The following is a 19495-nucleotide window of genomic DNA, read 5'->3' as shown; positions in this document are numbered from 1 at the left end:
AAAAAGCTGCCGAGCTTATGGGACGCTTGGATCAGCTGGTGCCGATGACTGAACCGGAACAGCTGACCGAGCCGGAAAATACCGAAAGTGTCCAGCCCAGCGCCGAGTACCGGGAGGCCCTGTTGGTGCTGGATGATACCAGCTACCTTCATGTTCAGCCCTGCGACACCGGCTGGGACTACACGCTCTACGATGTGGCAACCATGAAGCAGATGGACGGCGGCCAGTTGGACGGGCCGGATATGGGCCGTTCCACAGCGGTTAGCCATATCTGCGAGGACCTGGGGATGGGCGGCAAGTCCATCAAGTATGCGCCGCTGTCCATGATCGAGACTTTGCAGGAGGCGGCTTACCACCAGATGCAGGAACAGGTCAGCCAGCAGACCACAGAAGCTGCCGCCACCCAGCTGCCGGATGCCCAGGAGCAGGCGTTGGACGAGTATCCCATGCCGGACCCGGCACTGACTCAGGATGATCTGGAGAAATGCGGCTACCTGGACGGTGACCTTCTGCCCCTCTCCAAAGAGCGAGCCTATGAGCTGATGGAGCGAGACCTGACCGTTTATATCGTCCAGGAGGGTGAAAACCCGGAAATGGCCTTTGACACTGCCGACCTGGACGCCCATGACGGTATCTTTGCTGTGTCCCGCGAGGAATGGGAGCAAAGCCCGGACTTTCACGAAAAAGTTTTGGAACGACAGGATCGGCAGTTGGAACGGGAACAGGCGTTTCTTTCCCATGAGGGAAATTGTTTTGCTATTTATCAGGTGAGCAAGGATGACCCGCAGAATGTGCGTTTTATGAATCTGGATTGGCTGCAATCGCACAATCTGTCCGTAGAGCGGAGTAACTATGACCTTATCTATACCGCCCCTCTGGACGGTTCCGGCAGCACTATGGAGCAGCTGGAAAGGCTGTATGAGCAGTTCAATCTGCAAAAGCCGGTGGATTTTCACAGCCCGTCTATGAGCGTCAGTGACATCGTTGCCATCAAGCAGAATGGTCAGGTATCCTGTCATTACTGCGACAGTGTTGGTTTCACCCAGGTGCAAGGTTTCTTGCCGGAAAATTCGCTGAGAAATGCGGAAATGACGGTGGAAGATGATTACGGCATGATCGACGGTATCATCAATAACGGCCCAAAGGAGCCGACAGTGGCCCAGCTGGAACAACAGGCCCGCAGTGGTCAGCCCATTTCTCTTATGGACTTGGCAGCAGCCGTCCATCGAGAGGAACGGGAAAAGAAAAAGTCCGTAATGGAGCAGCTGAAAAGCCAGCCCAAGACGGAACACAAAAAGACAGCGCAAAAAAAGAGCGCGGAAAGGGAGCTTTGATATGAACAACTTCACCTTTGAGGAAACGAACCTTCTTTGCATCTACAACACCGGCAGCCGCACCGGGCTGATCGACGCTCTGACGGAGATGCGCGGTGAGCTTTCGCCGGAGGAAGCCGAGCTGCGGGAACTGACGGACAGCGCCCTGGGTAAACTCCAAGCTATGAACGACACCGAGTTTGCCGAACTGGAGCTGTACCCAGATTTCGACGAGTAAAAAACACACATAAAGACCTGATGGGACGGCCTGATATGCCGTCCCATTTCTATTCAACATGAAGGGAGGACAGAAAACCATGCCATCCAAAGCTGAATTTTACCGGCAGATGGCCGAACAGGTATCGACCCAGCTTGTAGGCAGCTGGAAGGAGTGGACGGCTTTTCTCACCACCGCCGCCCGCCTTTATAAATACCCATTCCACGAGCAAATGATGATTTACGCCCAGCGCCCGGATGCCACCGCCTGCGCCGAGTATGACCTGTGGAATGAAAAAATGGGACGGTATGTGCGCCGTGGCTCCAAGGGTATTGCCCTGGTGGACGATTCCGGCGACAAGCTTCGCCTGCGCTATGTGTTCGATATTTCCGATACCGGCACCCGTGAACATTCCCGTACACCCTGGTTGTGGCAGCTGGAAGAACAGCACATTGGGCCTGTGTCGGCCATGCTGGAGCAAAACTACGGCGTTGCCGGTGACAATCTCGCCCAGCAGCTCACGGATGTAGCCGGAAAGCTGGCGAGTGAGTATTGGGACGATCATCAGAGAGATTTCCGCTATATCGTTGACGGTTCGTTCCTGGCGGAGTACGATGATTACAACATCGAAGTCCAATTTAAGTCCGCCGCCACCGTCAGTATCGCCTATGCCCTGATGTCTCGCTGTGGGCTGGATACGGAACAATATTTCCAGCATGAGGACTTCATGCCGATTTTCGATTTCAATACCCCGGCCACGGTTGGGGCGTTGGGCGCGGCGGTCAGCCAGATTAACCAGCAGGTTTTGCGGCAGATCGGCGTCACCATCCAGATCTATGAGCGCGAGCAACTCGCGGAAAGGAGCGTTACACATGGAGAACAGCCTGACTTACACGATGAACGGAGATTATCAGATTCCCGACCTGAAGCTGACCGAACAGCCGGAGAAGCCCCTGGGCAAGTACGGCAGGATGCGGAAAGCGTACCTGAAGGAACACCGGCCCCTGATTTACAATCAGCTGCTGCTGACCGAGAAGCTGTACCCGCACCTCATCGAGATCGACGAGACAGCGCAGAGCCGTCTGGAGCAGATGATGCCCCAGCTGGCGAAAGACGCGGGCGCGACGGAGCAGCTGAAAGCCAGCGACCCGATGCGCTGGGTGGGCCTGATGAACACCTGCAAAGCACAGGCCGAGGAGATTCTGATGGCGGAGCTTATTCACAGCTGAGTTTCTTCCTCTCCGAAGCAGAACAAATCAGAATCATAGATGAAGCAGAGAATGTGAAAACATCCTCTGCTTTTTCTTTTGCCCAGGCTGACATCGACCATGTGCTGCGGCTGGGCGGCAACACCTATCGCCAGAGAGAGCGCATTGTCGCGGCCTTTGAGGAGCAGAAGTCCACCACCGAGATCGCAGACACCCTGAAAACCCTGTACCATGGCGGCAACGGGATTGGCAGCATCACTGCATGGTATGCCGAGGATGGAATCCATCTTTCCCACGGCAAAACTGCCCGTTACGATAAGTCCGCCCAGGTCATTTCCTGGGAGAGTGCCGCTGAGCGTATCGGCCAGCTTTTGCAGGACGGCCAGTTTGCCACCAATGTGGAGCTGGCTGAGGCTGCGGGCTATGAACGCTCCCTCCTCGCGGAAAAGTTCTGGAATCTGTACCACGATTTCAGCGAGGAAGCCAGAGAAGCTGGGTATCTGCCCATCCTTTCCAACAATCCGGGGCGCGGTTTCCCGGAGGAATCTGCATGGCTCACCGAACAGCTGAAAAGCCCGGAGTTTCGCCAGAACCTTGCGGAAGAATATGCTGCCTTCTGGACGGCCTACCAGCAGGATCGGGATTTGCTGCGCTTCCACTACCATAAACCCAAAGAAATTTGGGAGAACCTGCAAGATCTGTCCTTGCCTCGCACCACCTTTACCTCTCAGTTGACGGAAGTACCTTCGGTCAAGCAGTTTATCTCTGAGGACGAGATCGACGCCGCCATGACCAGAGGCAGCGGATTTGAGGGCGGTAAGGGCCGAGTTTTCACCTTTTTCCAGGAACCCCATACGGATAAGGAAAAGGTGGATTTTCTCAAACATAAGTATGGTATTGGCGGTCACTCCCATGCCCTGTCCGGTGCAATGAAAAGCGATGAAAGCCACGACGGAAAAGGTCTGCACTACAAAAAAGACGGCTGCCCGGATGTGCATTTCACCTGGGAGAAAGTCGCCAAACGGATTACCGACCTGATCCAGAAGGGACGCTATCTCACAGAACAGGAACAGGCGGAGTATGACAAAATCCAGGCAGAAAAGGCCCTGGCGGAAGAAGATGCCCTGCAAGCCCAGCAGCCGGACCCGGCTGTGTGGGAATACAACGGCGTCAAGGAGCGCCACCCGGATGATATAATCCTCTACCAAATGGGGGATTTTTTTGAGCTGTACGGTGAGGACGCCAAAACTGCTGCTGCGGAACTGGACCTCAATCTCACGACCCGCGCTATCCCCGGCGGTGGCCGTGTGGAAATGTGCGGCTTTCCGGCAAACCGGCTGGAGCAGGTTGTGGAACAGCTGCGGGATAAGCATGATGTGACCATTTCCGCTGTCCCGAAGGGCGGCAGGGAGCGGCAGGAGTATTCCATGCCCTCTATCGACCATGAGGCGGAACAGCACATCAATGCCCAGGAAGCGGAGTTTGGCGCAGACGGGACCAGAGTATTTCAGGAGACCGAAGCAGCCGCAGCCCCTACGATTCGAGAACTGCATGAGCAATACAAGCCCATTGTACTTGCCGCTGTTATGGAAGATGTGCCATATCGCAATGCCTGCGGTCACAGTGACCATGAGAACGCCGTGATCGAGGGCAATGCCGCTATTCGCCGTGCTGTCCTGGGATCTGGCAACATGGAGCTGCTCCGCCTCTATTCCGACACACCGGAGTTCCGCCAGCGCCTTCATCGAGAAATCATCGACGAGACCTATCCCAAGCTCCATGAGCTGCTGCACCCTCTCACGGACAATGACATCGACAAGGCTATCCAGGACTGGAACGGCAAAATCGAAAGTAAACACGCCGTTGTCCGTTACATGGAGAAACATGGGCGGGAAAAAGATACCGCTGCATGGCTGGCCCATGAGTTTGACGGCGGCGATGGCAAAACCCCGTTTTCGGTTCGCCCGGAAAGCCCCGAAGGAACGGTGCTGCCCTGGCCCAAGGTACAGCGCCGGATCGCTCAGCTTATCAAGGAGGACCGGTTCTACACCGAAGCGGAACAGGACCGGTTCGACAACATCGACCCCATCGCCATTCGGGAGGCTTTGGCCGAGCGCGGCATTGTGAATGGTGAACTGGTGGATGAGGAAAAACTGGATAATGACCCATTCATCCAGCGTGTTATGGCGGATGTGGAGGCCATATCCAGAGAGAGCGTCCCGGCAGATGAGCCGGAACAGCCTTCTCCCCATAATTTGCGTGTTCTGGTTTCAGATGAGGAATACGCTGCGGCTCGTGGCACACTCCGGGAGCGAACCTCCTACGATCCAGCGGTTCCTCCTTACAATGTGGGTGATATTGTCTATCTGGATGACCGGCCCCATCAGATCACAGAGCTGCGGGATGACACGGTGCAGCTGCTGCCCACCGGCATGAGCTATCCCATCTACCGGGCTGAGAGCCGGGAACGGTTTGAGCAGCTTTTGCGGGAGGATAACCGCAACGACTTCTATACCGAATTCCTGCCTGCAAATCTGGATACGGTGGACCAGGACCTTCGGGATGTGCTGGCCCATGGCCTGATTGGTGAGGCGGACAAGGCGGAGCTTTCCGAGCTTCTTCGCAACGGCAAGAGTAACCAGGAGGTAGCCTTGTGGCTGAGCCGGGCCTATCCCAACATCGTGGAAACGATGGAGCTGGAGACCGGCGAGACCGCCGATTACCGCACGATGCCGGAAGGTATCGAGCTGGAAGTGCTGGATGCAGATGAAAAGCGTCTGGCCATGCTGTTCTTCCAGTGGAGCGAGGTTGCGCCTTTGCTGCGCGGGATGTATGCCCGTCAGTTGGACGGTTTTGAGCAGGAACGCCCCGAACCGGCTGCCGAAACCCCGGCCTTCCAAGCCGAGACTGTGGCTGTCTATCCGGGCGATAAGAACAATCTGCCCTATGATGTGGTTGTTCAGACCCTGCGAACCAATGAGCCGGAGCCGCCCACGCCTGCTGTCGAGCCGGAAAAGACTCTGGATGAGGTACTGGACGAACACCCCGTTTCCATTCAGGTAAACGGCGAGTGGCAGACCTTCCCCAATGTCAAAGCTGCCGAGGAAGCCTCTTATGAGGAATACAAGGCCAATCTGCGTCGCACCGCCGAGAATTTCCGTATCACTGACGATCACCTGGGCGAAGGCGGCCCCAAGGCTAAGTTCCAGGCCAATGTCGAGGCAATCAAGCTGCTGAAATACCTGGAGGAAACCACCGAGCAGGCAACGCCGGAACAGCAGAAAATCCTTTCTCGGTATGTGGGCTGGGGCGGCCTTGCCGATGCCTTTGACCCCGACAAGGAAAGCTGGAGCAAGGAATATGCCCAGCTGAAGGAACTGCTGACCCCGGAGGAATACGCTGCTGCCAGAGGTTCCACCCTCAACGCGCACTACACCAGCCCTACGGTCATCAAAGCGATTTACGAGGCTGTGGGCCGCATGGGATTTGAGACCAGCAACATCCTGGAGCCGTCCTGTGGTGTAGGCAATTTCTTCGGTATGCTGCCGGAGGAAATGCGAAACAGCCGTCTTTACGGCGTGGAGCTGGATTCCATCAGCGGGCGTATTGCCCAGCAGCTCTACCCCAAGGCCGACATCACCGTGGCAGGGTTTGAGACCACCGACAGGCGGGATTTCTACGATCTGGCGGTGGGTAATGTTCCGTTTGGCCAGTATCAGGTTCGGGATAAAGCCTATGACAAGCTGAATTTCAGCATTCACAACTACTTTTTCGCCAAGGCTCTGGATCAGGTTCGTCCCGGTGGCGTGGTGGCCTTTGTCACCAGCCGCTACACGATGGACGCCAAGGATTCCACCGTGCGCCGGTATCTTGCTCAGCGCGCCGAACTGCTGGGGGCCATCCGTCTGCCCAATGACGCTTTCAAAAAGAACGCAGGTGCCGAGGTCGTTTCGGACATCATCTTCCTGCAAAAGCGTGACCGTCCGTTGGACATCGTGCCGGAGTGGACGCAGACCGGGCAGACCGAGGACGGCTTTGCCATCAACCGCTATTTCCTGGACCACCCGGAAATGGTGCTGGGCCGACAGGAACCGGAAAGCACCGCCCACGGCATGGACTACACCGTGAACCCCATCGAGGGGCTGGAGCTTGCCGATCAGCTGCATGATGCCGTGAAGTACATTCGCGGCACCTACCAGGAGGCCGAGCTGCCGGAGCTGGGCGAGGGCGAAGCCATCGACACTTCTATCCCTGCTGACCCCAATGTGAAAAATTACTCCTACACCGTTGTGGACGGCGATGTGTATTACCGTGAAAACAGCTGTATGGTACGGCCTGACCTGAATGCCACCGCCGAAGCCCGTGTGAAAGGACTGGTGGGTCTGCGAGAATGTGTCCAGCAGCTCATTGATCTGCAAATGGACGCCGCCACACCGGACAGCGCCATCCAGGACAAACAGGCCGAACTGAACCGGCTCTATGACAGCTTCTCTGCAAAATATGGTCTTATCAATGACCGGGCGAACCGGCTGGCCTTTGCTGATGATTCCAGCTACTATCTGCTCTGCGCGCTGGAAGTCATTGACGAGGACGGCAAGCTGGAGCGCAAGGCGGATATGTTCACCAAGCGCACCATCAAGCCCCACAAGGCGGTGGACACTGTGGATACCGCAAGTGAAGCTCTGGCCGTATCAATTTCCGAAAAAGCCTTTGTCGATATGGCGTATATGGCGGAGTTGACCGGCAAGACCGGCGACGAACTGGCCGCCGAGCTGCAAGGCGTGATCTTCCGTGTACCTGGGCAGTTGGAGAAAGACGGCACTCCCCATTATGTAACAGCCGACGAATACCTGTCCGGCAATGTGCGGCGCAAGCTGCGTCAGGCACAGCGGGCCGCACAGCAGGACCCTTCCTTTGCAGTCAATGTGGAGGCCCTTACCGCTGCCCAGCCCAAAGACCTGGATGCGTCGGAGATTGAGGTGCGCCTGGGCGCTACCTGGATCGACAAAGAGTACATCCAGCAGTTTATGTATGAGACCTTCGACACGCCGTTTTATCTCCAGCGCAATATCGAGGTCAACTATTCTTCTTTCACCGCTGAGTGGCAGATCACCGGCAAAAGCTCTGTAAGCCAGAACAATGTGGCAGCCTATACCACCTACGGAACCAGCCGTGCCAATGCCTACAAGATTCTGGAGGACAGCCTGAACCTGCGGGATGTCCGTATCTACGACACCATAGAGGATGCAGACGGCAAAGAGCGCCGGGTGTTGAATGCCAAAGAGACCACCCTGGCCGCCCAAAAGCAGCAAGCGATCCGGGACGCTTTCAAAGACTGGATTTGGAAAGACCCGGACCGCCGCCAAGCTCTGGTCCGCCAGTACAATGAGGAAATGAACTCCACCCGTCCCCGTGAATACGACGGCGGACACATTACTTTCGGTGGTATGAACCCGGCCATCACCTTGCGGGAACACCAGAAAAACGCTATCGCTCATGTGCTGTACGGCGGCAATACGCTGCTGGCACACGAGGTAGGCGCTGGCAAAACCTTTGAAATGGTGGCTGCCGCCATGGAGAGTAAGCGCCTGGGCTTGTGTCAGAAATCCCTCTTTGTGGTGCCGAACCATCTGACCGAACAATGGGCGTCGGAGTTTCTGCGGCTCTATCCTTCCGCCAACATTCTTGTCACCACCAAAAAGGACTTTGAGACCCACAACCGCAAGAAGTTCTGCGCCCGCATTGCCACCGGCGATTATGACGCCATCATCATGGGACACAGCCAGTTTGAGAAAATCCCCATCAGCCGAGAGCGTCAGGAACGGCTCCTTCAGGAGCAGATCGACGAGATCACCGAGGGCATTGCCGAGGTGAAGTACAGCGGCGGTGAGCGTTTCACGGTCAAGCAGTTGGAACGCACCAAGAAGTCCCTGGAAGCCCGGCTGGAGAAATTGCAGGCCGAGAGCCGCAAGGACGATGTGGTAACATTCGAGCAGTTGGGTGTGGACCGCCTGTTCGTCGATGAGGCGCATAACTATAAAAACCTGTTTTTATACACCAAGATGCGGAATGTGGCAGGTCTCTCCACAAGCGATGCCCAAAAGTCCAGCGATATGTTTGCAAAGTGTCGCTATATGGATGAACTGACCGGAAACCGTGGTGTGATTTTCGCCACTGGCACCCCCGTATCGAACAGCATGACCGAACTTTACACCATGCAGCGGTATCTCCAGTATGACCGCCTGCAAGAGCTGAACATGACCCACTTCGACTGCTGGGCCAGCCGCTTCGGAGAAACCGTCACGGCGCTGGAGCTGGCACCGGAAGGCACCGGCTACCGGGCAAGAACGAGATTCAGCAAGTTTTTCAACCTCCCGGAGCTGATGAACTTGTTCCGTGAAGTTGCCGACATCAAAACCGCCGATCAGCTGAACTTGCCCACCCCGGAGGTGGAATACCACAACATCGTGGCCCAGCCTACTGAACACCAAAAAGAGATGGTGCAGGTTCTCTCCGAGCGCGCCTCCAGGGTACACAGCGGCAGCGTTGACCCCTCAGAGGACAATATGCTCAAGATTACCGGCGATGGCCGCAAGCTGGGTCTGGACCAGCGTATCATCAACCAGCTGCTGCCGGATGAACCCGGCACCAAGGTCAATCAGTGTGTGGGTAATATCATGCAGATCTGGCGGGACGGCGAGGCTGACAAGCTGACCCAGCTGGTATTCTGCGACATTTCCACGCCCCAGGCAGCCCCCTCCAAAAAGGCAGCCAAACAGCTGGATAATCCCACACTTCATGCGCTGGAACAGGCTGTGCCGTTGGATGAGCCTGAGCCTGCCTTTACCATCTATGAGGACATCCGCCAGAAGCTCATCGCCCAGGGAATGCCCGCCGAGCAGATTGCTTTTATCCACGAAGCCAAGACCGAGGTGCAGAAGAAAGAACTGTTTTCCAAGGTTCGCACTGGGCAGGTGCGCGTCCTTCTGGGCAGCACCTCCAAAATGGGCGCTGGCACCAATGTGCAGGACCGGCTTGTGGCGCTCCATGACCTGGATTGTCCGTGGCGTCCGGGAGACCTTGCCCAGCGCAAGGGCCGTATCGAGCGCCAGGGCAACCAGAATCCGCTGGTCCATGTGTACCGCTATGTTACCGAGGGAACTTTCGATGCCTACCTGTGGCAGACGGTGGAGAACAAACAGAAATTCATTTCGCAAATCATGACCAGCAAAAGCCCGGTCCGCTCCTGCGATGATGTGGACGAAACGGCGCTGTCCTTTGCCGAGATCAAGGCCCTGTGCGCCGGAGACCCCCGTATCAAGGAGCGCATGGATTTGGATGTGGAGGTTGCGCGTCTGAAGCTGATGAAAGCTGACCATCAGAGCAAGCAGTACCGCCTGGAGGATCAGTTGCTCAAATACTTCCCCCAGGAAATCGAAACTAACAAGGGGTTTATTAAAGGCTTTGAAGCGGATCTGGAGACCCTGGCCGCCCATCCTCACCCGGAGGATGGCTTTGCTGGAATGGAGATCCGGGGCGATGTGCTGACTGACAAAGAAAACGCCGGTGCAGCCTTGCTGGACGCCTGTAAGGAGGTCAAAGGCTCCGAACCGGTGCAGATCGGCAGCTATCGGGGCTTTACTATGTCCGTGGAGTTTTCCGCTTGGAAACAGGAATATACGCTCCTGTTGAAAGGCCAGATGACCCACCGGGCAAGCCTCGGCACAGACCCGCGCGGAAACCTCACCCGTATCGACAATGCACTGGCTCAAATGCCTCAGCGTTTGGAAGCCGTGAAAAACCAGCTGGACAACCTTTACCAACAGCAGGCCGCAGCCAAAGAGGAAATCGGAAAGCCGTTTCCCTTTGAGGATGATCTGCGAGTCAAGTCCGCCCGTCTGGTGGAACTGGACACGCTGCTGAACATTGACGGCAAGGGCCATGCCCAGCCGGAAACTGTGGTTGCCAAGAGCGCACGGCCTTCGGTGCTGGACAGCTTGAAGCGCCCGGTGCCACCCCGTAGCCCTGAAAAGAAACCGAAACAACATGAGGAGGTGCGATAACATGAATACCAACGATCTGAATACGGCCCTTTATGAGAAGATGGCCGCTGAACAGGACAAATACCGGGACTGGCTGAAAAGCCAGCCCCCGGAGGAAATCCTGCACCATACCTATGAGTACACCGTCCGGGAGGACATTGTGATGGCGATGGAGGACTTGGAGCTGACCGATGCCCAGGCCCAGGCGCTTTTGGATTCGCCTACACCGCTGGCCGATGTGTACCGTCACTTTGAGAAGCTGGAGACCGGCTACATGGATGTGATCCGGGACAGCATTGAAAACCGAGCGGATGATGTGTGTAAGGTTTTGGAAGAACAGCGGTCCATCCCTCTCTATCTCCATTCTGCCGCCTATGCGTCCCAGCATGGGGAGATGGCACAATATAACCGCTCTTATCAGGCAAACTTTGACTGTAAAGAGGCCATTGAACACGCCATCAGCGCCCACTATGCGGATAACCGACTGGATACGGAGTCTGCGGTTAAGGCGGTGCTGGAAAAGTTCGGGTCGGAACGAGTACAGTTCATCCTTGCCAACACCATCCAGCATAAGGACAGCGACGGTCGCGTTTCCCGTGACAACAAAGCCTGGGCAAAGACCATTCCCATGCCGGAGGACAGCGGCACTTCGCGCCACTGTGCTTATCTGGTTGTGGATGAGGTCAATCTTGGTCTGACCGATCTGTTTACACGGCAGGCACGAAAAACGCTTCAGGAACCGGAGAAAGGCTCTGTCTTGCAAAAGCTCAAACAGGAGCCTACCACCCACAAGCCTGCTTTATCGAAGAAACAGGAGCCGGAACGATGAGCGCCAAAAAGCGTAAACGGGATGTGCCGGTCCTGTTTTGGGTTTCCGATGCGGAGATGGAAGCGATCCAGCAGAAAATGGCACAGTTCGGAACAAAAAACCTGAGCGCCTATCTGCGGAAGATGGCTGTGGACGGCTATGTGGTACAGCTGGACTTGCCGGAGCTGAAGGAACTGGTATCCCTGTTGCGCCGAAGCAGCAATAACCTGAACCAGCTCACCCGACGGGTACATGAAACGGGGCGGATTTATGATGCTGACCTGGAGGATATAGCCCAACGGCAGGAGCAGTTATGGGAGGGCGTGAAAGAAATCCTAACCCAGCTTTCCAGGCTTTCGTAACAGGGATATATGCCCCAACTGCGGAGGGAGGAACGGCGTTCTTTTCGCCGCGCCTTCCTCCGTTTTTTCTTTTGCCCATATCCTTGTCTTTTTGAAATGTTGGAAGGATAATATGGGTAGAAAACAGATTGCCGCAAAGGAGTTGAGAATAGATGAAAACCTTTGAGAAGGTGTTGGAGATTTTTCGTGAGTATTTGGACTGTGATCTAGAGGAAGAAGTCCTCCCTTGTCGAGAAGGTTATCTCCGCGTCACATGGAATGGAGATTCCCGCTACTGTGTGGATGGACTTCTCAGCCGGACACCGGACGAACTATTCGAGGTGCTGTTATCTGATTATCGCAGCTATGAGGAACTGCGGCTAACCAAAGGATGCCGAGAAGTGACGGAAGAAGATGAAAGACAGGCAGAAATTCTCTGTCAGAGCTTTCGGGAACGATGGAAGGAGGAAGAAAAATGAGGGCGATCTGGTTCATTCTGAAACTGCCGTTGAAGATTTTAATGGCTCCGGTGATTCTGTCGCTGACCCTGTTCGTCTGGATTTGTGTGGGGATTGTCTATGTCTCCGGTTTGGTGCTGGGGCTTATCAGCATGGTGGTTGCCCTGCTGGGTGTGGCAGTTCTGATTACTTACTCCTTGCAAAACGGCATTATCCTGCTGGTGATAGCATTTCTCATTAGTCCCTATGGTTTGCCAATGGCTGCAATCTGGCTACTGGGCAAGGTACAGGACTTGAAGTTTATCATTCAAGATTTGGTTTATGGATAATATGAAAACCTCCGACGAATTTCGTCGGAGGTTTTATGGTTCTAGGTTATCTTCTTGAAAAAGCGGCGATGCAAAAAAGGTATCTATCCCAATCCCCATTCCTTGGCACATCTCATGAATGATCCGTAGCTTAACCGAATCATACGAGCAGTTGATGACATTTCCAATCGTAGACTTGGGAACACCGCTTTTCATATACAGTTGATATTGTGTCATTTTTCTTTCATCTAGTAATTCTAACAGACGTTTGCTTACCGCCTCGTTTAGCTTCATTCTATACACCGCCCCTGTGACTGTACTATATTTAGTATATGGGCAGTTTTGCTAAAATTAGTCCCTGTACCTGTACTAATAGAGCTATTTGCAGTATGATGGTAATAGGGGTGCCATCGTATGAACGTAACTTTTTGTGGCCATTCGCAAATCACAAAGGCAGACAATATTGCGAATTGGCTTCGCAATGTAACACAAGACCTAATTGAGCAAGGAGCAACAACTTTTTATCTTGGAGGATATGGAGAGTTCGACAGTTTAGCAGCGTCTATTTTACGGGAACAAAAGAAAAAGTATCCGCAAATCGAGCTGGTTCTTGTATTGGCATATTTGAACACTGGCCGGGATGTTTCTGGCTATGACAGTACCGTGTATCCACCGCTGGAAAACGTACCGCGCCGTTTTTCGATTTCTCATAGAAATCGCTGGATGGTAGAGTCCGCCGATGTAGTGGTGGCCTATGTTCTCCATGATTGGGGCGGAGCAGCCACAACGTTACGGTGTGCCAAACAGAAAAAGAAGCAGATTATTTCATATCGTGATGAAATGGGCAGCTGAGGTTGTCTATTTTGCTGCCACTTCATATTTCCAAAACTGTTGAACGTTAAGCTGTCGGTAAAATTATGCCGAATTTTCATCACTTTACTTTTGAACTAATATTGCTTATAATATTAGTGTGAAAGGAAGTGGTACGGTGGGACAATTTGAACAGCTGGATCAGCTGCTGGAAACACAGGATGGGATGCTGCGAACAGCTCAAGTAGTATCTGCTGGTATTTCTAAGCCTGTTTTTTATGATTATGTGCACTCACGGGAATTGGAGCGGGTCGCGCATGGAATTTATCTTTCCAAGGATGCCTGGGTCGATGCCATGTACTTACTTCATCTGCGGGTCGAACAGGCAGTGTTTTCCCATGAGACAGCTTTATTTTTTCACGATCTGACAGACCGCGAGCCGCTGGAATATACGGTCACAGTCAAGACCGGATATAATCCCTCCAAGCTGAAAGCAGAGGGCGTACAGGTATTCACCATTAAGGCGGAACTGCATGGGGTGGGCCTGACAACGGCTCAGACACCATTTGGGCATACAGTTCCTGTCTATGACCTGGAGCGCACCATCTGCGACCTGCTCCGCAGCAGGAACAACATGGAGATGCAGACTTTTCAAGGGGCATTAAAGATGTATGCCAGAAGAAAAGACAAAGACCTGCGGACATTGATGCGGTATGCCGGTATGTTCCGGGTAGAAAAAATTCTGCGGCAGTATTTGGAGGTGCTTTTATGATAAAAACAGCAAGGCAGTTGAAGGATCTGATCCGCAATCTTTCCAGAAAAAAATCTGCGGACGCCCAGCTCTTGATGCGGAACTACATGATGGAGCGTTTTCTGGAGCGTATCTCCCTTTCTGAATATCGTGACAAATTTATTCTGAAAGGCGGTATGCTGGTAGCGGCTATGGTTGGTCTGGATGCCCGTTCCACGATGGATTTGGACGCTACTGTAAAAGGAGCCAATGTCAATGTGGAGGACATAGAGAATTTGATTTCCGCTATTGTGAGTGTCCCGCTTGATGATGGCGTCAAATTCCAGCTGAAAAGTATTTCGGAGATTATGGATGAGGCGGAATATCCGGGGATTCGCGTAAATATGACTACAACCTTTGACGGTGTGGTGACGCCTTTGAAGATTGACATTTCCACAGGGGATGCCATTACCCCCAGGGAGATCCGCTACTCTTTCAAGCTGATGCTGGAAGATCGCTCCATTGATATTTGGGCGTACAATCTGGAAACGGTTCTGGCCGAAAAGCTGGAAACGATCATTACCAGAACTACCACCAACACCCGCATGAGAGATTTCTATGACATTTATATTCTGGAACAGCTGCATGGGAATACATTGGACCCTCAGATTCTCCATGATGCGCTGCGGGCCACTGCTCACAAACGCGGGACAGAACGACATCTTGCAGAAGCTGCCGAAGTTTTTGAGGAAGTGGAGAACAGCTCGGTTATGCAGAAACTTTGGGAATCGTACCGCAAAAAATTTTCCTATGCGGCAGATCTGGAGTGGAACATCATCATGGGGGCGGTGCGCAGTTTATACGCTCTCAGTGAAAAGGAATCGAGCCTATGAAGAAGCACGGCCATTATTGTAAAGTCTGCGGAGAATATAAGGCTAATGAAAAATTTTCCGGCAAAGGTCATGCGGCGCACGTCTGTAAATCCTGTGCTTCTTTGCCGCCGGAGAAGCAAGCGGAGCAAATGACAATAAACCGCTTGCTGAATCTCCCATGGAGATTATCAAAGGAGCAGATTTCCTGGCTGAAGAACCGAATGAAAGATAAGCGCCGGGAAGTTCGTGCGCTGGCAAAAGAACAATACGAGATGAGGTTTCCTCCGAAGCGGTTAGAGGACATCGAGGACAATTTTGATTTTCTCGATGAGGACGATTTAATAGAATAACAAAAGCGGTCTGCACCATGCAGGCCGTTTCTTTTTTGGAAAGGAGGTCTCCCTTATGGCAACCACACGCATCATGCCGCTGCATATCGGCAAGGGTCGGACTGAGAGCCGTGCCATCAGCGATATTATTGACTATGTGGCAAATCCCCAAAAGACCGACAACGGAAAATTGATTACCAGCTATGGATGTGACAGCCGCACTGCTGATGCAGAGTTTCTGTTGGCAAAGCGGCAGTATATTGCCGCCACCGGACGAGTGCGCGGTACAGATGATGTGATCGCCTACCATGTGCGCCAGTCGTTCAGGCCCGGAGAGATCACACCGGAGGAAGCCAACCGGCTGGGCATAGAATTTGCCAGGCGGTTCACCAAAGGCAATCATTCCTTTGTGGTCTGCACCCACATCGACAAATCGCATATTCATAATCACATCATCTGGTCGGCGGTCAATATGGATTGTGACCGGAAGTTCCGTAACTTTTGGGGAAGCACCAGAGCTGTTCGACGTTTAAGTGACACCATTTGTATCGAGAACGGACTATCCATTGTGGAGAACCCCAAGCCCCACGGAAAAAGCTACAACAAGTGGCTGGGCGAACAAGCCAAGCCCTCCCATCGGGAACAGCTACGGGTGATGATTGACCGGGCGCTGGAGCAAAAGCCAGCAGACTTTGACACACTTCTGCAACTGCTTTCCGAGATGGGCTGCGAGGTATCTCGGCGCGGGAAAGCAATCCGCCTTAAAGCTCCCGGCTGGAAGAATGTAGCCCGTATGGATGACAAGCTGGGAGCCGGGTACAGCGAAACAGAAATCCGTGCGGTGCTGGCTGGAGAAAAGCAGCACACGCCCCGCAAGAAATCCACCGTGCAGCCGGAGCCACCCAAGGTCAATTTGCTGGTGGATATTCAGGCAAAATTGCAGGCCGGGAAAGGTGCTGGATATGCACGCTGGGCCAAGGTTTTTAACTTAAAACAGATGGCGCAGACCGTGAATTTTCTTACCGAACATCACCTACTGGACTATACAGAGCTGGAAGAAAAAGCGGTGGCGGCTACCGCCCATCACAATGAGCTGTCAGCGCAGATTAAGGCGACGGAGAAACGCATGGCAGAGATCGCCGTCCTGCGTACCCATATCGTTAATTATGCCAAGACCCGCGAGACCTATGTTGCCTATCGCAAGGCCGGTTATTCCCGAAAATTTCGGGAGGAACATGAGCAAGAAATTCTGCTCCATCAGGCGGCAAAAAATGCCTTTGATGAGATGGGAGTGAAGAAGCTGCCCAAGGTCAAAGACCTGCAATCTGAGTATGCCAAACTGCTGGAGGAAAAGAAGAAAACCTACGCCGAGTACCGGCGTTCCCGTGAGGAAATGCGGGAACTTTTGACGGCAAAGGCCAATGTGGATCGGCTGCTGAAAATGGATGAGGAACAGAAAAAAGAACAAGAAAAAGACCACGGCCAGCGGTAAGCCGGTCATGGTCATAAGCGTCCATCGGACGCGTAGCCGCAGAATGAAATTCTGCGTTCAAAGGGGCTTGGGGGCGCTGCCCTCAACAAGCAAAGCAGAGGGGGAAATCACGTCAGGATTTTTCCCTCTGTGGGCCGAGTGTATTAACACCGGCATTGCTTGCCGCTTTCTTTGCAGAAATGAAAAGAGCCAGAGAGGAAACCGTCAAATTTCACTCACTGGCTCAATTCGCTTCAATTTTCTTAGATAGTTCTGTTAATTCCTGCATGGTCTCCTGTGTATGGTGCAGCAGGGTTTCACGCATTTCTGACGGGCAACTGGAATAAAGCATTTTCATCTGGTTGGCTCCCTCATCTTCTGGAGAAACATCCGGATTTATTAGAGAGTCCAGAGAGATGTTCAAAACCTTGGCCAATGCTCTTAAAATCAAATAGGAAGGGTTCATCTGCCCTTTTTCAATGTTGGCAATTTGTTTTACAGAAACATGGCTCAGATCTGAAAGCTCCTGCTGTGTCAGGTCTTTTTTCTTTCGGGCCTCCCGCATTATTTGACCCAAAGCGGTTAAATCGTCAATCGGCATAATCATTCACCTCAATAACATTGTATCGTGCCGATTTGTTTTGAGGAATAACCTTATTATGCCCGCTAAAAGGTATGATAATGCCGATTTTGTAATATAAAAAACGAATAGGGCGCAAAGACCCTTGATATTTTTATATCATGAGTCCTTACACCCTACTATGAGTTTTTATCTTGAGATAATTTTTTTAGGATATATTCTGTTTATGTGAATTACCCATCTGCTCTTTTTCTTGTGTTTTCAGATGCGTTTCCCGCTTATCGGTTGCTTCTTTCAAAAGAGCGTAAGTGGCTGCTGCGGCAGGTACGCCAAGCAACATACCGATTGGTCCAGCCAGATTGCCACCTATTGTGATTGCCGCTAAAACCCACATGGCAGGAAGGTTGATTTTTGCGCCCACAACTTTCGGATAGATTGCATTTCCTTCGATCTGTTGCAAAGTAAGCAGGAAAATAATGAATACCAGTGCCTTAAAAGGATTGACTGTCAGAATCAAAAATGCACCCACAAGTGTAGCAATCCAGGCACCGACATAGGGAATCAGTGCTGTTACCCCAACAAGCGCACCGATCATCGGCGCATATGGTATTCTCAGAATTAACATACCGATTGCACACAGGCTGCCTAAAATTATTGCCTCAGTCGTTTGCCCTGCTACAAAAAGCTTGAAGTTTTTTTCACAGACAGCTGCCACATGAATGCCCCGCTCGGCAAAACATGCTGGAATCCATACACGGACAATTCGGGTGATCTGACTTTTTAATTTCTCCTTATTGGCCAAAATATAAATTGAGAACACAAGACCAATCGCAAAATCGACTGCCGTCGCAACCACGCTTCCAAATGCGGAAGCAGCAGTGTCCATAATGGTGGTTCCCAATTGATTCAACCATTCATTCAAATTGTCTTTCAGTTCAAGAAAATCAATATCAATTTGGGACAGCTGTTCTCCGAATGGGATTTTAGAATAGTCAGCCGTGCTTTCAAATGCCACCAGTTGATCCAGACCATTCGTCAAGGATGATATGACAATAGATACTGCATCGATCAATTCGGGAATAACAAGAAAAGCAACACCGACAAAGACCCCTATCACCAAAATAAATGAAAGCAGGATCGCAAGCGGGCGGCGCATTTTCGTTTTCCTAGATGTCGGATGTTTGGGGAACAGATGTCTTTCAATAACCCCCAACGGAACATTCAGAAACAACGCCAAAATCAATCCAATTAAAAGTGGGTTCAGCAGGTCTTTCAACCACATCACGGCATCAGCTACATGACTAATATGTCGGATGCCAAGATAAATCAAAATGCAGGCTGTAAACGTTCCGATAATCCACTTTGATAATTTTTTGTGTGTTTCAATATCTTCAAACATTCAAGACCCTCCTTACATTAGTGGTGCAAATAGCCGCAGTATATCCTGGAGCAGATGCACTACGATATTTGTTTTGCAATCCTTTTCTGTCACCTGTTGGCATATCTCCAGCGTTTGCAGAAAATCCTCCTTGACTTCCATAACAGCTTTGGCCTCATAGAGCAGAGCACCACATTCATAGTGCAGATATAAGCTGCGAAAATCCAAATTTGTTGTCCCGACTGTTGCAGTACGGTCATCGGACACAAAGGTTTTGGAGTGGATGAAACCATTGGTATATTCGTAGATTTTAACGCCTGATTTTATCAGCTCTCGGTAATACGAGCGTGTGGTCATGTGTACCCACCATTTATCCCAGCGGTGGGGTGTGATGATGCGTATATCTACACCACTTTTTGCCGCAAGACGCAAAGCGGAAAGCATACTATCATCGACAATCAGATATGGGGTGTTGATATACACGTACTTCTTTGCATTGTTTAAGATATGCAGGTAAACGTGTTCGCCCACATTTTCTTCATCCATTGGACTGTCAGCGTATGGCTGAACAAACCCCTTTGCAGTAACAGGGCACTCTTGTTCTTTCCATGGGTAGAAGATTTCGTAGTC

17 protein-coding genes and 1 pseudogene are annotated in these 19495 nt (G+C 52.4%); 13 read left to right on the top strand and 5 right to left on the bottom strand.

The window, feature by feature from the left end; translation table 11 throughout:
• Positions 1-107: 107 nt before the first annotated feature.
• A pseudogene (locus H8709_RS11910) lies at positions 108-1334 on the top strand (YodL domain-containing protein); the annotation flags it as partial.
• 1 nt (position 1335) lies between these two features.
• Complete coding sequence (locus H8709_RS11450) at positions 1336-1551, top strand: transposon-transfer assisting family protein (RefSeq protein ID WP_002588921.1); 216 nt, start codon at positions 1336-1338, stop codon at positions 1549-1551.
• Positions 1552-1600: 49 nt separating this feature from the next.
• On the opposite strand, the gene H8709_RS11445 is transcribed toward H8709_RS11450, so the two are convergent.
• Positions 1601-2404: a hypothetical protein gene (locus H8709_RS11445; protein ID WP_072853160.1), complete on the bottom strand. Its 804-nt coding sequence runs from the start codon at positions 2402-2404 to the stop codon at positions 1601-1603.
• On the opposite strand from H8709_RS11445, the gene H8709_RS11440 reads away from it, so the two are divergent.
• The 6 genes from H8709_RS11440 (at position 2403) to H8709_RS11415 (ending at position 12716) form a co-directional block, all read left to right on the top strand.
• Positions 2403-2759: a TnpV protein gene (locus H8709_RS11440; protein WP_072853158.1), complete on the top strand. Its 357-nt coding sequence runs from the start codon at positions 2403-2405 to the stop codon at positions 2757-2759. The genes H8709_RS11445 and H8709_RS11440 overlap by 2 nt on opposite strands.
• Before the next feature lie 53 nt (positions 2760-2812).
• The gene (locus H8709_RS11435) at positions 2813-10801 is read left to right on the top strand and encodes a MutS N-terminal domain-containing protein (protein WP_262398459.1); all 7989 of its coding nucleotides are present in this window, start codon (positions 2813-2815) and stop codon (positions 10799-10801) included.
• A gap of 1 nt (position 10802) precedes the next feature.
• On the top strand, positions 10803-11609 hold the full coding sequence (locus H8709_RS11430) for a DUF3848 domain-containing protein (RefSeq protein ID WP_002578490.1): 807 nt from the start codon (positions 10803-10805) through the stop codon (positions 11607-11609).
• Positions 11606-11950, top strand: a complete 345-nt coding sequence (locus tag H8709_RS11425) for a plasmid mobilization protein (protein ID WP_002578491.1) — start codon at positions 11606-11608, stop codon at positions 11948-11950. The genes H8709_RS11430 and H8709_RS11425 overlap by 4 nt, the downstream gene beginning before the upstream one ends.
• Before the next feature lie 152 nt (positions 11951-12102).
• The gene (locus H8709_RS11420) at positions 12103-12408 is read left to right on the top strand and encodes a hypothetical protein (RefSeq protein ID WP_002578492.1); all 306 of its coding nucleotides are present in this window, start codon (positions 12103-12105) and stop codon (positions 12406-12408) included.
• Positions 12405-12716 (top strand): CD1845 family protein, encoded by a 312-nt coding sequence (locus H8709_RS11415; RefSeq protein WP_002578493.1) that lies wholly within the window; start codon positions 12405-12407, stop codon positions 12714-12716. The genes H8709_RS11420 and H8709_RS11415 overlap by 4 nt, the downstream gene beginning before the upstream one ends.
• 33 nt (positions 12717-12749) lie before the next feature.
• Here H8709_RS11415 and H8709_RS11410 read toward each other — a convergent pair whose 3' ends face one another.
• Positions 12750-12989, bottom strand: coding sequence for a helix-turn-helix domain-containing protein (locus H8709_RS11410; protein WP_002578494.1), 240 nt, complete (start codon positions 12987-12989; stop codon positions 12750-12752).
• Positions 12990-13109: 120 nt separating this feature from the next.
• Here H8709_RS11410 and H8709_RS11405 point away from each other — a divergent pair, with 120 nt between their 5' ends.
• The 5 genes from H8709_RS11405 (at position 13110) to H8709_RS11385 (ending at position 16928) form a co-directional block, all read left to right on the top strand.
• Positions 13110-13547: a hypothetical protein gene (locus tag H8709_RS11405; RefSeq protein ID WP_002578495.1), complete on the top strand. Its 438-nt coding sequence runs from the start codon at positions 13110-13112 to the stop codon at positions 13545-13547.
• A gap of 136 nt (positions 13548-13683) precedes the next feature.
• Positions 13684-14277 (top strand): type IV toxin-antitoxin system AbiEi family antitoxin domain-containing protein, encoded by a 594-nt coding sequence (locus H8709_RS11400; protein WP_002578496.1) that lies wholly within the window; start codon positions 13684-13686, stop codon positions 14275-14277.
• Positions 14274-15128, top strand: a complete 855-nt coding sequence (locus H8709_RS11395; RefSeq protein WP_002578497.1) for a nucleotidyl transferase AbiEii/AbiGii toxin family protein — start codon at positions 14274-14276, stop codon at positions 15126-15128. Before H8709_RS11400 ends, H8709_RS11395 begins: the two co-directional genes overlap by 4 nt.
• Positions 15125-15457: a hypothetical protein gene (locus tag H8709_RS11390; RefSeq protein ID WP_002578498.1), complete on the top strand. Its 333-nt coding sequence runs from the start codon at positions 15125-15127 to the stop codon at positions 15455-15457. The genes H8709_RS11395 and H8709_RS11390 overlap by 4 nt, the downstream gene beginning before the upstream one ends.
• A 55-nt stretch (positions 15458-15512) precedes the next feature.
• Positions 15513-16928 (top strand): relaxase/mobilization nuclease domain-containing protein, encoded by a 1416-nt coding sequence (locus tag H8709_RS11385; RefSeq protein ID WP_002578499.1) that lies wholly within the window; start codon positions 15513-15515, stop codon positions 16926-16928.
• 223 nt (positions 16929-17151) lie between these two features.
• Here the strand turns inward: H8709_RS11385 and H8709_RS11380 are convergent, their stop codons facing one another.
• The 3 genes from H8709_RS11380 to H8709_RS11370 form a co-directional block, all read right to left on the bottom strand.
• Complete coding sequence (locus H8709_RS11380) at positions 17152-17508, bottom strand: helix-turn-helix domain-containing protein (RefSeq protein WP_016147209.1); 357 nt, start codon at positions 17506-17508, stop codon at positions 17152-17154.
• 187 nt (positions 17509-17695) lie between these two features.
• On the bottom strand, positions 17696-18886 hold the full coding sequence (locus tag H8709_RS11375) for an AI-2E family transporter (protein WP_002587438.1): 1191 nt from the start codon (positions 18884-18886) through the stop codon (positions 17696-17698).
• 12 nt (positions 18887-18898) lie between these two features.
• Positions 18899-19495 (bottom strand): phospholipase D-like domain-containing protein (locus H8709_RS11370; protein ID WP_262398458.1); only part of this gene is annotated, 597 nt, incomplete at its 5' end.

This window comes from Zongyangia hominis, from assembly GCF_014385095.1.
Lineage (GTDB): Bacteria > Bacillota > Clostridia > Oscillospirales > Ruminococcaceae > Zongyangia > Zongyangia hominis.
Note: the sequence above shows the minus strand (reverse complement) of the source record. Positions and strands in the feature narration are given on the sequence as shown.

Coding starts and splice junctions, on each gene's coding strand:
- H8709_RS11450 (WP_002588921.1), top strand. CDS start 1,336: ATGAACAACTTCACCTTTGAGGAAACGAACCTTCTTTGCATCTACAAC.
- H8709_RS11440 (WP_072853158.1), top strand. CDS start 2,403: ATGGAGAACAGCCTGACTTACACGATGAACGGAGATTATCAGATTCCC.
- H8709_RS11445 (WP_072853160.1), bottom strand. CDS start 2,404: ATGTGTAACGCTCCTTTCCGCGAGTTGCTCGCGCTCATAGATCTGGAT.
- H8709_RS11430 (WP_002578490.1), top strand. CDS start 10,803: ATGAATACCAACGATCTGAATACGGCCCTTTATGAGAAGATGGCCGCT.
- H8709_RS11425 (WP_002578491.1), top strand. CDS start 11,606: ATGAGCGCCAAAAAGCGTAAACGGGATGTGCCGGTCCTGTTTTGGGTT.
- H8709_RS11420 (WP_002578492.1), top strand. CDS start 12,103: ATGAAAACCTTTGAGAAGGTGTTGGAGATTTTTCGTGAGTATTTGGAC.
- H8709_RS11415 (WP_002578493.1), top strand. CDS start 12,405: ATGAGGGCGATCTGGTTCATTCTGAAACTGCCGTTGAAGATTTTAATG.
- H8709_RS11410 (WP_002578494.1), bottom strand. CDS start 12,989: ATGAAGCTAAACGAGGCGGTAAGCAAACGTCTGTTAGAATTACTAGAT.
- H8709_RS11405 (WP_002578495.1), top strand. CDS start 13,110: ATGAACGTAACTTTTTGTGGCCATTCGCAAATCACAAAGGCAGACAAT.
- H8709_RS11395 (WP_002578497.1), top strand. CDS start 14,274: ATGATAAAAACAGCAAGGCAGTTGAAGGATCTGATCCGCAATCTTTCC.
- H8709_RS11390 (WP_002578498.1), top strand. CDS start 15,125: ATGAAGAAGCACGGCCATTATTGTAAAGTCTGCGGAGAATATAAGGCT.
- H8709_RS11385 (WP_002578499.1), top strand. CDS start 15,513: ATGGCAACCACACGCATCATGCCGCTGCATATCGGCAAGGGTCGGACT.
- H8709_RS11380 (WP_016147209.1), bottom strand. CDS start 17,508: ATGCCGATTGACGATTTAACCGCTTTGGGTCAAATAATGCGGGAGGCC.
- H8709_RS11375 (WP_002587438.1), bottom strand. CDS start 18,886: ATGTTTGAAGATATTGAAACACACAAAAAATTATCAAAGTGGATTATC.